Origin of the sequence: Pseudonocardia hydrocarbonoxydans (genome assembly GCF_006539565.1) — a bacterium.
Lineage (GTDB): Bacteria > Actinomycetota > Actinomycetes > Mycobacteriales > Pseudonocardiaceae > Pseudonocardia > Pseudonocardia hydrocarbonoxydans.
In genome coordinates this window covers 37,485-51,372 of sequence record NZ_BJNG01000026.1, presented here as the reverse complement: position 1 = coordinate 51,372, position 13,888 = coordinate 37,485, and the positions used below count along the sequence as shown (strand labels likewise).

Below are 13,888 nucleotides of genomic sequence, written 5' to 3'. Positions count from 1 at the left end.
CCTGGGCGAAGGGCAGCACGCCTGCGTGGCGCCGAGTCCGATCGCAGGTGCTGGCCCGGGACCAGTACCGCTGCCAGCTGCAGCTCGACTGCTGCACGCACGTCGCCACTCAGGTGCACCACACCGTCGCTCGTGAGGTGGCAGGCGACGATCCCGCGGTGCTTGTCGCTGCCTGTCAGCCGTGCAACGGCCGGGTTGGAGATCCCCGGCGGTTTGACCCAGCACCGCGTCGGCCGGGATGGCTGTAAGGACGCATCGCTGGCTCTACATCCAGATACCACCCGCTGCCCTGATTCTCCCTCCCTGGTGGGCCGGGGCGTCCTGCCGTCATGGCATGACGAGGTATTGCAGGCGTGATATCCCGGGTATGACTGCCCATTTTTCCCACGAGCTGAGCAGTCGCCGTCACCCGCTGCCCTGATTCTCCCTCCCTGAAGTCGCCTCCAAGGGGACCGAATCCTCGGAAGAGGCCATTCGTATGGTTCTATTTCTTTACCATTGGACTGTGGGAGGACGGGGCTAATGCCGGGACGTGCCCGACTCTGCTCGGCTGACGCCCTGCTGTCCCCGGCAGTTGCTGCGACTGTCCGAGAGCTGAACGTCGAGGCCGTCGATACAGCCGCTGTAAAGCTCGCTGAGCGCTTAGCGGCGGCGATTGACTCCGCACCGCCCGAGTCGGCGGCTGCGGTGCTGGAGCGCCTTTCTGGGCGGCTCCTCGCGGTGCTGGTGGAGCTGGGCGCGACCCCGCGTGCGCGTGCGCAGGTGGGGAGGCCGGCTACCGCTGCGGGCACCGCGTTGTCTCGTCTGCGAGGCGTGTCGTGAGTCCGGCGTGGGTCGCTGCGCTTGCCGCTCTGTGGGTCGTCATCGCGGTGCTCGCCGCGATCCTGCTGGGCTGGGCCATCGAGTTGCGGGATCGGCAGGTGCCGAGCGACGACACCAAGGCCCCGCCGGGTGGTGGCTGATGACGCTACTCGGCTCGACGGAGCCTCGGATCTTTACCGAGCCTGCTGGGCGGCTGACGCGCTCGACATCACGTGGCTACGAGGTGGCGGACTTTGCCGAGGCCGTCCTCGGTGAGCCGCTACTCCCGTGGCAGCGGTGGCTCGCGATCCACGCGATGGAGCTGAATCGGGACGGCTCGTACCGGTTCCGGGTGGCCCTCGCGACGTGTGCCCGCCAGAGCGGGAAGTCGCATTTCCTGCGGGTCCTGTCGCTGTATCGGCTCTACGTCGAGGGCGTGCGGCTCGTCCTTGGAGTCGCGCAGGACGTGAGCATCGCGCGGGAGATGTGGTCGGCGTGCGTGGACACAATCAAGGCGGTGCCCGACCTGACGGCCGAGTTGGAGACGGTGCGTCGTGTCAACGGCGACGAGTCGTTCACGCTCTCGGGCGGCGGGCGCTACAAGATCAGTGCGGCCAATCGATCTGCGGGTCGGGGCTTGTCTGTGGATCACCTGTGTATGGACGAGATCCGCGAGCAGCGGGACTGGGCGGCGTGGTCGGCGCTCTCCAAGACGACCATGGCCCGGCCGCGAGCGCAGACGTGGGCGATCTCGACGGCGGGAGACAACCAGTCGGTGGTGCTGCGGCACCTCCAGGAGGCCGGTCGGTCTGGGCGTGACCCGTCGATCTTCTACGCCGAGTGGTCTGCTGTCCCGGGTTGCGATCTTGATGACGTCAGAGCGTGGGCTGCGAGCAATCCAGGGCTGGGCCGGACGGTGTCGGAGGCGGCGATCCGCACTGCGCTCGGTACTGACCCGCCCAACGTCTTCCGCGCCGAGGTGCTTAACCAGGACGTAGACGAGCTGGATGGAGCGATCGGGGCCGATGCGTGGAAGGCGTGCGCCGACCCCGCGGGTTCCCTCGCCCATGTTCGGGACCGCGTGATCCTGTGCCTCGACGTCAGCCCTGACGGCCATCACGTCACACTCGCGGGCGCGGCGGTGCTCCCCGATGGACGAGTTCGGGTCGAGATCATCGGTGCCTGGTCGAGTACCGCCGCCGCCCGCCGGGAGCTGTTCGGTGTGCGTGACGTGCTGCGCGACCCCGACGAGTCGGAGGGCGGCCTGACCGACGCGGGTCTGGTGGAGCAGATCGCCCCCGCCGCGCTGGCGTGGTTCCCGTCCGGCCCGGCGGGGGCGCTGGGCCCGGAGCTGCGTGGTCTGGGTGCGGTGGAGGTCAAGGGCTCCGAGGTAGCCGAGGCGTGCCAGGAGTTTGCCGACTTGGTCGTGGCTCGACGCGTGCTGCATCCCGGTGACCCGCTGCTCGACGCGCACGTCGCAGGAGCTTCCAAGCTGCACCAGGGCGACAGCTGGCGCTTCACCCGGCGGTGTGTGGGCCACGTTGACGCGCTCTACGCCGCCGCAGGCGCTGCTCATGTGGCGCGGACTTTGCCGGTGGAGCGCCCGCTGCCTCGGCCGATGATCGTTTAGGAGGGGTGAGGGTGTCGCTGCCGGTACTCGGCCAAGTGGCCGGGTTGGTCGCGCTCGTCGCGGGACTGGCGCTGCTGTTCGGTGTGGCTTGGGCGCTTGTCGTCGGCGGAGTCGTCTTGACCGGCTGGTGTGCTCTTGCTGAGGCGCAGCAGTCGAGGGGCGGCGCGTGATGGGGCTGGGTCGCCTGCTCGCCGGGCGCGCGCCGATCGAGCAGCGCGTCATCACCGACTACGCCGTGATCGACGGGGTCCGGGTCGACGGCTCCGGCGTCATCGGCACCGCCTACCGGGGTGCGCTCGGCGTGCCGGGTGTCTGGCGGGCCGCGATGCTGATCTCCGACACGCTCGGGTCGCTGCCCTGGCACGCCTACCGGGATCGGGCCGGTCAGCCCGTGGAGCGGCTGGCGCCGACCCCGCCGCTGCTGGACCGGCCGTCCCCGCCGGAGACGAGGGTAGAGACGTGGTCAAGCCTGTTCCTGGACCTGCTGTTGCAGGGCAACGCGGTAGCGGTGGTCGCGGCCCGCAACGTCGAGGGGTGGCCGACCGCGCTGATACCGGTTCCGGCGACGTCGGTCGGGGTGCGCCGCCGCCCGGCCGGGTTGGAGTACCGCATCGGCGACCGCACGTTCGGTGTCGGGGACGTGCTGCACGTGAAGGGTCCCTGCGCCCCGGGATCGCTGCGCGGGATGGCCGTCGTCGAGCATCACCTGCGCACGATCGAACTCGCGCACGAGCAGGGGCGACAGGCGTCTTCGCTGACCGACCACGGGGTGCCCACGGGCTTGTTGAAGACGACCAATGCTGATGCCACGCGAGAAGACCTGCTCGACATCAAGGCCGGGTGGCTGCGCTCGCAGCGGGAGCGCACGGTGGCGGTGCTCAATGCGACGTCGGAGTTCGTGCCGCTGTCGTGGGACCCGACACAGACCCAGCTTCTCGACGCCCGCAAGTTCGCCCTCCACGAGATCGCGCTGATCTTCAACCTCGACCCGAGCTGGCTCGGTGCGGCGCAGTCGAGCCGGGTCTACTCCAACATCACCGAGGACACCACGAACCTGGTGCGGTTCTCCCTCGGCGGGCATCTCGCCCGGTTTGAGCAGGGACTCTCAGCGCTGCTGCCGCGCGGGACGTGGGCGAAGGCGAACGTCGACGGGCTGCTGCGGGCCACTACCCGCGACCGGTACCAGGCCCACGAGATCGCGCTGCGGGCCGGGTGGCTCGACGTCGACGAGGTCCGCGCCCTGGAGGACCTGCCCCCGATGACTCCGGCGCAGCGGGCTGCGCGCTCCCCCGCCCCCGCGCCCGCTGCGCCGGACCCAACCGACGACGAGCAGCCCGACCAGGACGGAGACCCGTCATGAGCACGACCACCCCGAAGGCCCGGCCCGCGCCCCTCCCGACCTGCAATGTCCCCGGCTGTCCCCGCACCGGGCGCGTGCGCGGGCTGTGCGATCCGCACTGGGCCACCCACCGCGGCCTGGCCGACCCCAAGGACACCCCGTGATCACCATCTACGGTCGCAACACCTGGGGTGCCCGCTACGCCGCCGGTTTCGCCGCCGCCCCGCTACCCGCATCCGAGGTGTGGCTGCACCACTCGGTCACCTCGGCCCCGCCGATCGCCGCGTCGTTCGAGCAGGACACCGCCGCGGTGCGGGTGCTGGAGCGGATCGGGCAGGACCGGTTCGGGGGCGGGATCTCCTACACCTTCGCGGTGTGCCCGTCGGGGCGGGTGTTCGAGGGCCACGCCGTCGACCGTCGGGGCGCGCACACCGCCGGGCGGAACTCGTTCGCCCGCGCGATCTGCCTCGTCGGGGACTACGAGCGCAACCGGCCCACCGAGGCGCAGATCGTCGCCGTGGCCGAGCTGCTGCGCCACGGCGCCACCGCCGGGTGGTGGCGGCGCGCGTTCCTCAACGGCGGGCATCGCGACGCCCCCGGCGCCCGCACCGCCTGTCCCGGCCGCTACGGCTGGGACACCGTCCCGGCGATCAACCGACTCGCCACGCTCCCCATCACCCCGGAGGACGACATGTTCACCGACGCCGACCGTGCCCTGCTCGCCTCCCGCGCCTCGCGCGAAGATCTCGGTTTCGCCCGCGACCAGCTCGCCGCCGGGATCGGTGTCGACCCCGCCGCGGCACCCCCGGCGCTGTCCGGGCCGGACATCACCGACCGCGCCGTCGCCCGCCGGGTGGACGTCGGCTACGCGCTGGAGCAGATCCTGGCCCGGCTCGACGCGATCGAGGCCCGCCTGAGCGTCGGGGAGCTCCGATGAACCAGCTCATCACGCGCGCGTTCTCGCCCGAGCTGGAGGTGCGATCTGCCGGTGACGGCCGCACCGTGACCGGTGTCGCGGTGCCCTACGGACGGCCGCAGCGGATCGACTCCACGCTCACCGAGCAGTTCCGCCGGGGCGCGTTCAATGCCGCGATCCGGGCCGCGCACCGGGTGCCGTTCACCCGGGAGCACCTGAGCATGGGCGGGGCGCTGATCGGGCGGCTGACCGCGCTGCGCGACGACGAGGCCGGGCTGTACTTCGAGGCCCGGGTCTCGCCCACGGTCGCCGGGGACGAGACTCTGGCGCTGCTGCGTGACGGGGCCCTGGAAAGCGTGTCGATCGGGTTTCGGGCGCGGCAGAACCGGCGCCTGGCCGACGGCACGATCGAGCGGGTGACCGCGGACCTGCGGGAGTTGGCGGTGGTGCTGGAAGGCGCCTACGGCGAGCACGCCCTGGTGTCCTCGGTCCGCGCCGCCGACACCGGCCTGTCCGACGCGGACACCGCGTTCCTGCGGGCGATGATCGCCCACCACGGGTCGGCGCTGGACATGGCCCGCGACTACCTGGCCGGGTCGCCGTCGTCACCGCAGGTGATGGCGCTGGCCGACCGGATCGTCACCGGGCAGGCCGCCGAGGTGGAGATGATGCGCGGCTGGCTCGCCGACACCGGCGGCGCCCCGGCGCCCGACGACGCGATGGGGATGCGGTCGGTGCAGGCCGCGCGCATCCTGCGGGGGCTGCCGCTGCTGCCGCTCGTCTCATAGCTTCAGGACATGGATCTGGTATGATCCATGTCTGAAGTGCGATGCCGACCCCCCGGCGTCGCTGGTCAGCACCCCGGCCGCTCACACGATGCCGCCCCCCTGACCAGCGGTGGACGACACCCCGGCCGCTCGCGGAGAAGCCCCCACCCCTCCGTTGACCGGGAGTCCCCGTGACGAACCCCTACCTCGTCCGCCGCCGCGCCGACTACGACACGCTCCGGCAGGGCATCGAGGCCATCCAGATCCGCGCCGCCACCGAGGGCCGCGACCTCACTGAGGCCGAGCTGACGTCGGTCCGCTCGCAGGGTGAGCAGGCGCAGGCCCTCGCCGCCGAGATCACCGACCTCACCGAGATCCACAACCGGCACGCCGCGGTGGCCTCGATGGCCGCCGACCTCGCCGAGCCCACCGAGACCCGGGCCGTGTCGGGCACCACCACCCGCGACCGGGACCCCGGCCACTACCGCTCCGAGACCGACGGCGGACGGCACTCGTTCTTCGCCGACCTGTACCGGTCCCGCGCGCAGGGCGACGAGGACGCCGGACGGCGCCTCACCGAGCACACCCGTGCCCTGTCCACGGGCACGAACGGCCCCGGCGTGGTCCCGCCGCGGTGGCTGACCGACGAGTTCGAGCTGCTGGCCCGGCAGGGCCGCTCGCTGGCGAACGCGGTCCGCAACATCCCCCTCGGCGACGACCCCCGCCCGATCACCCTGCCCAAGCAGACCGTCGGCACCGATACCGTGGTCGCCGAGCAGGCCGCGGAGAACAACCCGGTCGTGGGCACCGACGTGTGGGACTCCGACGTCGACACCGTCACCCCGCGCCCCACCGCGGGCAAGCAGATCGTGTCCCGCCAGATGATCGACATGGCGTCCCCGGCGATCGACCAGCTCATCTACGGCGACCTGCTGTCGGTGTACAACGACCAGATCGAGCGGAAGGTCGGCGCGGCCCTGATCACCGCCGCCGGTGCGGCCATCACCACGTTCGCCACGGAGGCCGCGTTCAACGGCACCCTGCCCGCCGTGCCCGCCTACGACGCCGTGGTGGACACCTCCCTAGCGGTGTGGAACGCCCGCAAGCGCCCGGCGGACCTGCTGGCGATGACGGTCAACCGGTGGGGCAAGTTCAAGAAGCTCAAGGACAGCACTGGCCGGCCGCTGATCCCCGCCTCCACCGCCGGACCGATGAACGTCGTCGGTGTCGGCAGCGTCGCGATGGCCGGGCAGCTCGACGAGCTGGGGGTCATCGCCACCGACGGCATCGGGTCGGGCACCGCCTACCCGGAGTCGGTGCTGGCCCTGCGGGCGTCGGACACGCTGCTGTTCGAGTCCAACGTGACCCGTTTCCGGTTCGAAGAGGTCGTCGGGCCGGAGTCGGTCGTGCTGGGCATCTGGGCCTATAGCGCGGTCATCGTGCGGCAGTCCGGGAAGTCCGTGAAGCGTTTCGTCGTGACGGCGGCCAGCTGACATGGCGATCGTCGGCACGCAGACGCTCCCGCTGACCGGGGCGGCGCTGACCTACAGCGCCGCCGCCGCCGGTGGGGACCGGTTCACCCCCGGACCCCGCACCTTCCTCCACGTCCGCAACGGCGGCGCCTCGTCGGTCAGCGTCACCCTCACGGTGACCGCGACCGTCGACGGTATGTCGGTCGGCGGCGGCTCGCGTGTCGTCGCTGTCCCGGCCGGGGCCGACCGGCTGGTCCCGGTGCCCGCCGCGACCTATCAGGCCGTCGACGGTCTCGCCGACGTCGCATGGTCGGCCACGACGAGCGTCACGTTCGCCGTGGCGATCGCGCCGTAGGGACGGCGGCCATGGCTTGGGTCCCGTCCTACGTCTCCCTCGCCGAGGCGAAGGCGTACGTCCGCGTCGCCGACGCTCTCGACGACGCGGAGCTCAACCTCGCCGTGGCCGCCGCCTCGCGGATCATCGACGACCACACCCACCGGCAGTTCGGACTCCTTGACGCGCCCGCCCCGCGGATCTACACCGCCCGGCGCGACCCGGTCCACGACCGGTGGGTGGTCGAGATCGACGACCTGATGACCGAGTCGGGGCTCGTGATCGGCTACGACGCGGCGGGGGACGGTGGCTACGCCACCGCGATCCCGGGCTACGCCCTGCGCCCGGTGAACGCCGCCCCGTCGGGGTGGCCGTGGACGGCGCTGGTACTGGCCGCCCCGGCTGGTGTCGCGATCACCGACCGGGACGCCGGGGTCCGGGTTACCGCCCGGTGGGGCTGGACGACCGTGCCCGACGCCATCCGGCAGGCGTGTCTCTTGCAGACGTCGCGGTTGCTGTCGCGGAGGGACTCGCCGTACGGCATCGCCGGATCGCCCGAGGCCGGGTCGGAGCTGCGTCTGCTCGCCCGCGTCGACCCCGACGTGGCCGTGGCGCTGGCCCCCTACCGTCGTCACCACCGGTGGGGGTTCGCGTGAGGGTCGACGACGTGATGGCCGCGCTCGCCGCCGCGGTCGAGGTCATCCCCGGCCTGCGGGTCACCGCCTACCCGCCGGATCGGCTGGTGCCCCCGGCAGCGTGGCCGGAGTGGCCCGACGCCATCACCTACGACGCCGCGATGGGCCGCGGCGCCGACCAGATCACCGCGGAGCTGCGGGTGTGCGTAGGCCGGGTCGACGCCCGCAGCTCCCTCACCCTGCTCGCCGACTACGCCGCCGGGGCCGGGCCACGCTCGGTCAAGGCAGCGGTGGAGTCGTTCACCACCGCTGCCTACCACTCCGCGCGGGTCACCACCTGCCAGTTCGGGGTCGTCTCCGTCGCGGGCACCGAGTACCTCGCCACCACCTTCTCCGTCGACATCATCGGGAGCTGATCGCAATGCCGTTCGTACACAGCAAGGGTGTGGCCGTCTCGGTCAACGCCAAGCCCCTGGGCACCTTCTCCAACTCGGTGACGTTCGGCCGCACCGCCGACACCCACGACGTCACCACGTTCGGGAAGAACTCGAAGGTGTACGCGCCCGGGCTGAAGGACGGCACCGCGTCGATCTCCGGGATCTACGACTCGACCGCGGTCAACGGGCCCGGCGCGGTGCTGCGCCCACTGGTCGGCGCCGCCGCGGTACCGCTGGTGTACCAGCCCGAGGGCAGCACCGGCGCCGGGCGACCGACCGCGACCGTGCAGGTACTCGTCACCGGCTACGAGGAGTCGTCCGCCGTCGCCGACATGGTGATGTGGTCGTGCGAGTTGCAGCTGTCCGACGACATCGCCGACACCGTCACCTCCTGACCAGCCCCGACGAGCCGAGGAGCATTCGGTGCCCACCATCGACAAGGCCGCCTTGTTCGCCCCCCGCCTGCCCGAGGAGGACCACGACATCCCCGATCTCGGGACGGTCCGCATCCGGTCGCTGTCTCGCGCCGAGGTGCTGGCGATCCGCGGGAAGTCTCTGCCCGTGGACGAGATGGAGCGCCGCCTGCTGTCGTCCGCGCTGGTCTCCCCGCGCCTGACCGAGGCCGAGGTGGGGCAGTGGCAGGAAGCGTCCGCAGCGGGCGAGTTGGAGCCGGTCACGAAGGCGATCATGCGTCTGTCCGGGCTGGAGGAGGCGTCGGCGAAGGAGGCGGTCGCGCGGTTTCCAGGCTGACCCCGACCGCGAGTTCACGTTCTTCCTGGCGACCGAGCTGGGGATGACCGTGGCCGACCTGGAGGGCCGCATGTCGAACCGCGAGTTCGTGGAGTGGGCGATGTTCTACGCCCGGCGCAACCAGCGCCGGGAGCTGGCCGAGAAGCGGCACGGCAGGAGGTGACGAGGTGGGACTCCCCGACCCGATCCGCATAGACGGGCTCCGCGAGTTCCGCACCGCCCTGCGCCGGGTTGACCGCGCCCTCCCCAAGCGGATCAAGGACGTGGGGAACGCCGCGGCGCAGATCGTGGTGGACGAGGCGAAGCCGCGGGTGCCGCGCAGGACCGGGCGGGCCGCCGCGTCGATCCGTGCCGCGTCCACCGCCAAGGCTGTTCGGGTCGCCGCGGGCGGCAAGCGGGTGCCCTACTTCGCGTGGCTCGACTTCGGCGGGAAGGTCGGCCGCAACAACACCGCCACCCGCACCTTCTACAGCGAGGGCCGCTACGTCTGGTCGGCGTTCTCCGACCGCCGCGCCGACGTCGAGCGGGCCCTGACCGACGGGATGACCGAGCTGGCACGCGACGCAGGGATGGGGTCGAGCTGATGGCGCTGGGACCCACGGTCCGGCTCACCTTCGCCGGGGACTCCACCGACCTGGAACGGGCGATGGGCCGGGTCGGGAACGCCGCCGGGGAGATGGAGCGCACGTTCTCCGCGAAGTCGGCCGCGATGACCGTGGCCGGTGCCGCCGCCGGTGCCGGTCTCGTCGACGCGTTCAACACGAGCCTGGAGTTCGAGTCGGCCGGAGCGCTGCTGGAGGCGCAGCTCGGGTCCGGGTCCCCGCTCGCCGCCGCCGCAGGCGAGGCCGCCGGGAAGCTGTACGCCAACGCCTACGGCGAGTCGATCGGTGAGGTGAACGAGGCCGTCCGGTCGGTCGCGCAGAACATCTCCGGCATGTCGGGCGCGTCCGCCGCGGACCTGGAGGCCGTCACCGGGCAGGTGATGTCCCTGGCGCAGGTGATGCAGGTCGACGTCGGCCAGGCGACCAACGCCGTCGGGCAGATGATCCGCAACGGGCTCGCCACCGACGCGGTACAGGCGATGGACCTGCTGACCGCCGGTGCGCAGACCGGCGCCAACCGGATGGGCGACCTGGCCGACGTGATGGCCGAGTACGGCCAGACGTTCAAGATCGCGGGCTTGGACGGCGCGACCACCATGGGCCTGATGTCGCAGGCGATGGAGGGCGGGGCCTGGTCAGCCGACCTGGTCGCCGACGCCATCCGCGAGTTCGGCATCCTCGCGCAGGACACCGAGTCCACCGCTGGGCAGGCGTTCACCACGCTCGGGCTGAACGCGGCTCAGATGGCCGAGGACGTCGCCGCGGGCGGCGCCCGGTCGTCGGGGGCCCTGGACCAGACGCTCGACGCGCTGCGGGCGATGCCGCCCGGCACGGAGCGGGCCGGGCTCGCCGTCGACCTGTTCGGCACCAAGGCCGAGGAACTGGGCGACGCCCTGTTCGCGATGGACCCCTCCGAGGCCGCTGCCAAGCTCGGGGACTTCGCCGGTGCGGCGGCCGAGGCGGACGCCACCCTGGGCGCCACGGGCGCGGCGAACATCGAGAAGGCCCGCCGCGGGTTCGAGGGGCTGACCCAGTCCATCGCCGGGGTGGAGGGCCCGATCGGGTCCGTCGCCACCTACGTGGTCGGGTTCGGCACCGACGCCGTCACCATGGCCGGGTCGCTGGGCATGGCCGCGATGGCGCTGCGCGGACTCGGCATCGCCTCCGGTATCGCCACCGCCGCACAGTGGTTGTGGAACGCGGCCCTGTCCGCGAACCCGCTCGGGCTGGTGGTGATCGCGATCGCCGGGCTGGTCGCCGGTCTGGTGTGGGCCTACAACTCGTCGGAGACGTTCCGGGAGATCGTCAACGGGGCGTTCGCGTCGGTGCAGTCGTTCATCGGCGGGGCCGTCGGCTCCATCGGCGGGATCATCGGGTGGTTCGCCAACCTGCCCGGCATGGTCGGCGGCTGGTTCTCGTCGATGCGTGACGCCGCCGTGCGCCAGGCATCGAACCTGGTCGGGTGGCTGACCGGGCTGCCGGGGCGAGTGCTCGGCGCCATCGGCTCGTTCGGCTCGCTGCTCGCCAACGCCGGACGGGACCTGCTGACCGGGCTGTGGAACGGCATCACCGGCGCCGCGGGTTGGCTCCGGTCGAAGGTGCTCGGGTTCTTCGGGTCCATCCTGCCCGGTTGGGCCAAGAACATCCTCGGTATCCGCTCCCCGTCGCGGGTGTTCGCCAACGAGATCGGCCGCTACCTCCCGGCCGGTGTCGGGGTCGGCATTGAGGCCGGGATGCCGGGCCTGCTCGCGTCCGCGACCGCGATGGGCGACGCCACCCGGGCCGCCGCCGCCGACGCGATGGCCGGTGACCTCGCACTCGGCGCGCTGTCCGGCACACCCGTCACGGCCGCGTCAGGGCCCGCTGGGTGGGCCGCTGCGGGCACGACGGCACCCCCCGCGGGTGGAGGGGCCCCCGCGCCGACGGTGCGGTTCACCGGCAACACCGACTCCGCGTTCGCCGCGGCGTTCATGCAGCTCGTCCGCACCGGCAAGATCCAGGTGTCGTGATGGCGGCCCCGCTGCTGCCCGCCGCGCTCGGCCCGGACGCCCGCCTCGCCGTGGAGATCGCCTGGGGCGCGGACCTGATGGCGGACCCGGCGACGTGGACGTGGACCGACATCACCGGCGACGTCCGGCAGGACCCCGGGATCTCGACCACCCTCGGCCGGGGCGACGAGGCGTCCACCTCGCAGCCCGCCGCGACCACGCTGACGCTGGACAACACCGGCGCCCGCTACAGCCTGGGACCCCAGTCCCCGAACTATCCCAACGTGCGGCGCAATACCCCCGTCCGGGTGCGGATCGACCCCGGCGACGGCGCCTACCGGGTCGTGTTCCAAGGTGGCGCGGTCGGGTTCACCCCGTCGTGGAACCTGGCAGGCACCGACGCCACGGTGACCCTGGAGGCCGCCGGGACGCTGCGTCGGCTGTTGCAGGGCAACACCCCGGTCATCTCCCCGATCCGCCGTGCCCTGCTCGAACGCTCCGACGTCGTCGCCTACTGGCCGTGCGAGGACGGCCCGGAGGCGACCGTGCTGGCGTCGGGGCTCGCGGGCGGCAACCCGATGACCTACTCCGGGGCGCCGGACCTCGCCAGCTCCGACGCCTTCCTGGCATCCGCGCCGCTGCCGCTGCTGAAGGGGTCCACGTTCACCGGCAGCGTCCCGAACCACCCCGGCAGCGGAGCCGTGCAGGTTCGCGCCCTCGTCGAGTTCCCCACCACGGCGCAGGCCACCGCCGGGGTACTGGTGCCGCTGCTGCGGGTCTACACCACCGGCACCGCCGCCCGCTGGGACCTCTACTACGAGATCAGCCCGACCTCTGGCAATGGCCTGATCTCCGGCACCGTCTACGACCGGTTCGGCACCGTCCTCGCCGACACCGTCGGGGTCGGCTACAACCTGAACATCCCGCCGCTGGCGCGGCGCTGGTCGCTGGAGATGGTGCAGAGCGGCGGGAACATCAACTGGCGGTTCTCCACGATCACCGCGGACAGCGCAGCGGCCGGGTACACCAACGGGCCCGTCGTCACCGGCGCCACCGTGGGCACGGTCGTCGCCGTGCAGATCAACCCGGACGGCATCCTCGACGACGTCACCGTCGGGCACATCAGCGTGCAGAACGCACAGACCAGCTTGTTCGACGACCTCGCCGAGCTCAACGCCTACATCGGGGAGGTCACCTTCGTCCGCTACCGGCGGGTGTGCGCCGAGAACGGTATCCCCGAGCTGGTGCTCGGCGACTCGACATCGTTCAACCAGCCCACCGACCGGATGGGGCCGCAGACCGTCGCGCCGGTGCTGGCCCTGCTCCGCGAAACCGAGAGCGTCGACCAGGGCGTCCTGTTCGACGGGGTCAGCGCCGGTCTGCGCTTCCACTCCCGCCGCTACATCGAGAACCGCGCCGTGGTGCTGACCGTGTCCGCCGGGGACGCCCGGCTCGCGTCCCCGTTCGGCCCCACCGACGACGACCAGCGCACCCGCAACCGCGTCGAGGCCAAACGCGCCGGTGGTTCCTCGGTGGTGCTGGAGGACGCCACGGGGCCGCTCGGGGTACAGACCATCGGCCTCTACGACGACTCGATCGACGTCAACGTCCAGGGCGACGAGGCGCTGCCGCTGTACGCGGGATGGCTGCTCGCGAAGGGCACCGTCGAGGGATACCGCTACCCGACGCTGACCGTGGACCTGCTCGCCACACCCGACCTCGCGGCGGCATGGCTGGCGCTGCTGCCCGGGGACCGCATCGACGTCACCGGCCTGGACCAGGTGCTCCCCGGTCACCCGGAGGGGACGCTGTCGCTGCTCGTCGAGGGCATCTCCAACGAGATCACCGCCACCACCTGGACCGGTACCGCCCGCTGCTCCCCGTACGACACCTGGCGTGTCGGGGTCGTCGCCACCGACACCGGCGACACCGGCGCCTACGTCGCCCGCGCCGACACCGACGGGTGCGTTCTCGCCGCCGCCGCTCCCGCCGGGTCAACCTCGATCAGCATCACCACCACGTCCGGGCCGCTGTGGACCACCACCGCCGACGACATGCCCTACGACCTGGAGATCGCCGGGAGGCGGGTCACCGTCACCGCCTGCTCGGACCCCACCTCACCGCAGACGATGACCATCGCCCCGTCCCCGACCGCTCTGCCCACCGGTGCCCCGGTGCGGCTGTGGCAGCCCGCACGGGCCGGACTGTAGGAGAAAC

The 13,888-nt window shown here is 72.0% G+C and carries 16 protein-coding genes; all 16 read left to right on the top strand.

What is annotated here, in order from left to right; genetic code table 11:
* Window positions 1–522 precede the first annotated feature (522 nt).
* The 16 genes from PHY01_RS28370 to PHY01_RS26525 all read left to right on the top strand — a co-directional run bounded on the left by PHY01_RS28370 (window position 523) and on the right by PHY01_RS26525 (window position 13,881).
* A complete protein-coding gene (locus PHY01_RS28370; RefSeq protein ID WP_440590670.1) occupies window positions 523–822 on the top strand; it encodes a terminase small subunit in 300 nt (99 codons plus the stop codon).
* Window positions 819–962, top strand: a complete 144-nt coding sequence (locus PHY01_RS26545; protein ID WP_170183839.1) for a hypothetical protein — start codon at window positions 819–821, stop codon at window positions 960–962. The genes PHY01_RS28370 and PHY01_RS26545 overlap by 4 nt, the downstream gene beginning before the upstream one ends.
* Entirely contained in the window at window positions 962–2,431 is a 1,470-nt protein-coding gene (locus PHY01_RS16230) for a terminase large subunit domain-containing protein (protein ID WP_141279590.1), read from the top strand. Before PHY01_RS26545 ends, PHY01_RS16230 begins: the two co-directional genes overlap by 1 nt.
* Before the next feature lie 169 nt (window positions 2,432–2,600).
* Window positions 2,601–3,791, top strand: coding sequence for a phage portal protein (locus tag PHY01_RS16225; RefSeq protein ID WP_246085952.1), 1,191 nt, complete (start codon window positions 2,601–2,603; stop codon window positions 3,789–3,791).
* Window positions 3,788–3,934: a hypothetical protein gene (locus tag PHY01_RS26540; RefSeq protein ID WP_170183838.1), complete on the top strand. Its 147-nt coding sequence runs from the start codon at window positions 3,788–3,790 to the stop codon at window positions 3,932–3,934. Before PHY01_RS16225 ends, PHY01_RS26540 begins: the two co-directional genes overlap by 4 nt.
* On the top strand, window positions 3,931–4,707 hold the full coding sequence (locus PHY01_RS16220; RefSeq protein ID WP_246085943.1) for a peptidoglycan recognition protein family protein: 777 nt from the start codon (window positions 3,931–3,933) through the stop codon (window positions 4,705–4,707). Before PHY01_RS26540 ends, PHY01_RS16220 begins: the two co-directional genes overlap by 4 nt.
* The gene (locus PHY01_RS16215) at window positions 4,704–5,474 is read left to right on the top strand and encodes a DUF305 domain-containing protein (protein WP_141279586.1); all 771 of its coding nucleotides are present in this window, start codon (window positions 4,704–4,706) and stop codon (window positions 5,472–5,474) included. Before PHY01_RS16220 ends, PHY01_RS16215 begins: the two co-directional genes overlap by 4 nt.
* Before the next feature lie 170 nt (window positions 5,475–5,644).
* Window positions 5,645–6,946 carry a phage major capsid protein gene (locus PHY01_RS16210; RefSeq protein WP_141279584.1) on the top strand — a complete coding sequence of 434 codons (1,302 nt, stop codon included), beginning with the start codon at window positions 5,645–5,647 and terminating at the stop codon, window positions 6,944–6,946.
* Between the two features lies 1 nt (window position 6,947).
* A complete protein-coding gene (locus PHY01_RS16205; protein WP_141279582.1) occupies window positions 6,948–7,280 on the top strand; it encodes a hypothetical protein in 333 nt (110 codons plus the stop codon).
* An 11-nt stretch (window positions 7,281–7,291) separates the two neighbouring features.
* The gene (locus PHY01_RS16200) at window positions 7,292–7,915 is read left to right on the top strand and encodes a head-tail connector protein (protein WP_141279580.1); all 624 of its coding nucleotides are present in this window, start codon (window positions 7,292–7,294) and stop codon (window positions 7,913–7,915) included.
* Window positions 7,912–8,310, top strand: coding sequence for a hypothetical protein (locus PHY01_RS26535; RefSeq protein ID WP_170183837.1), 399 nt, complete (start codon window positions 7,912–7,914; stop codon window positions 8,308–8,310). Before PHY01_RS16200 ends, PHY01_RS26535 begins: the two co-directional genes overlap by 4 nt.
* A gap of 5 nt (window positions 8,311–8,315) precedes the next feature.
* Window positions 8,316–8,726 carry a hypothetical protein gene (locus tag PHY01_RS26530; RefSeq protein WP_170183836.1) on the top strand — a complete coding sequence of 137 codons (411 nt, stop codon included), beginning with the start codon at window positions 8,316–8,318 and terminating at the stop codon, window positions 8,724–8,726.
* 28 nt (window positions 8,727–8,754) lie between these two features.
* Window positions 8,755–9,081 (top strand): hypothetical protein, encoded by a 327-nt coding sequence (locus tag PHY01_RS16190; protein ID WP_141279576.1) that lies wholly within the window; start codon window positions 8,755–8,757, stop codon window positions 9,079–9,081.
* Between the two features lie 167 nt (window positions 9,082–9,248).
* Entirely contained in the window at window positions 9,249–9,665 is a 417-nt protein-coding gene (locus tag PHY01_RS16185) for an HK97 gp10 family phage protein (protein ID WP_141279574.1), read from the top strand.
* Entirely contained in the window at window positions 9,665–11,692 is a 2,028-nt protein-coding gene (locus tag PHY01_RS16180; protein WP_141279572.1) for a phage tail tape measure protein, read from the top strand. Before PHY01_RS16185 ends, PHY01_RS16180 begins: the two co-directional genes overlap by 1 nt.
* A complete protein-coding gene (locus tag PHY01_RS26525; RefSeq protein ID WP_170183835.1) occupies window positions 11,692–13,881 on the top strand; it encodes a hypothetical protein in 2,190 nt (729 codons plus the stop codon). Before PHY01_RS16180 ends, PHY01_RS26525 begins: the two co-directional genes overlap by 1 nt.
* Window positions 13,882–13,888: the final 7 nt, after the last annotated feature.